At 71.6% G+C, this 988-nt stretch carries 2 protein-coding genes; both read left to right on the top strand.

Going from position 1 to position 988, the window contains the following annotated elements:
* The first annotated feature begins 238 nt into the window (after positions 1–238).
* The gene (rpmI, locus tag NWP10_RS12130) at positions 239–433 is read left to right on the top strand and encodes a 50S ribosomal protein L35 (protein ID WP_158492533.1); all 195 of its coding nucleotides are present in this window, start codon (positions 239–241) and stop codon (positions 431–433) included.
* A gap of 89 nt (positions 434–522) precedes the next feature.
* A complete protein-coding gene (gene rplT / locus NWP10_RS12125) occupies positions 523–909 on the top strand; it encodes a 50S ribosomal protein L20 (RefSeq protein WP_182488673.1) in 387 nt (128 codons plus the stop codon).
* The last annotated feature ends 79 nt before the right edge of the window (positions 910–988 follow it).

Below are 988 nucleotides of genomic sequence, written 5' to 3'. Positions count from 1 at the left end.
GCGTCGAAGCCGGCGTCCTCCGGCAAGCCGGCCGCTCCGGCGTCGGCCCCCAAGCCGGCGGCGAAGCCCATGCCGGCTCCGCCGAAGCCCGCCGCCCCGCGCGGCGGCGCCCCCAAGCCCGGCCCCCGGGCCTGACCCCTCGGGGTCGCACCAGACCAGCCCGGTCCGCACGGACCGGGTGACCAGCACTGCCGCGTGCGCCGCGCACGGCAGCGATGAGTGAAGGAGAACGGCAGCCATGCCGAAGATGAAGACCCACAGCGGTGCCAAGAAGCGCTTCCGCGTGACCGGCTCCGGCAAGATCATGCGCCAGCAGGCCAACCGCCGCCACTACCTGGAGCACAAGTCCTCGCGGCTGACCCGCCGCCTGAAGGGCGACAAGCTCGTCTCCAAGGGCAGCCTGAAGCAGATCAAGCGGATGCTCGGCATCTGATCATCCCTCCGGCCCTGCCGGAACCCCCTCCTTCCCGGCTGTGACGCGCCAGTCCGCGCCCCGGGGACCAGACAGATTGGAGTACGCACGTGGCACGTGTGAAGCGGGCAGTGAACGCCCACAAGAAGCGTCGGACCATGCTGGAGCTCGCCTCCGGCTACCGCGGTCAGCGGTCTCGCCTGTACCGCAAGGCGAAGGAGCAGATGCTCCACTCGTTCACCTACAACTACCAGCACCGCCACAAGCGCAAGGGTGACTTCCGTCGCCTGTGGATCACCCGCATCAACGCGGCCGCCCGCGCCAACGGCATGACCTACAACCGCTTCATGCAGGGCCTGAAGCTGGCCGGCGTCGAGGTGGACCGCCGCATGCTCGCCGAGATCGCCGTCTCGGACGCCGCGACCTTCGCCGTGCTGGTGCAGACCGCCCGCGAGGCCCTGCCCGCGGACGTCAACGCCCCCGCCGCCTCCCGCTGAGCCGGCCCCGGGACCCCCGGGTCCCCGCCACGTGTCAGACGTGGACACCGCCGCCGACGGGGCGGGCCCTCCGATGAGG

The organism is Micrococcus sp. HG099, assembly GCF_024723355.1.
Taxonomy (GTDB): Bacteria; Actinomycetota; Actinomycetes; order Actinomycetales; family Micrococcaceae; genus Micrococcus; species Micrococcus endophyticus.
The sequence above is the reverse complement of the archived record's forward strand: the minus strand, read 5'-3'. Positions and strand labels throughout refer to the sequence as shown.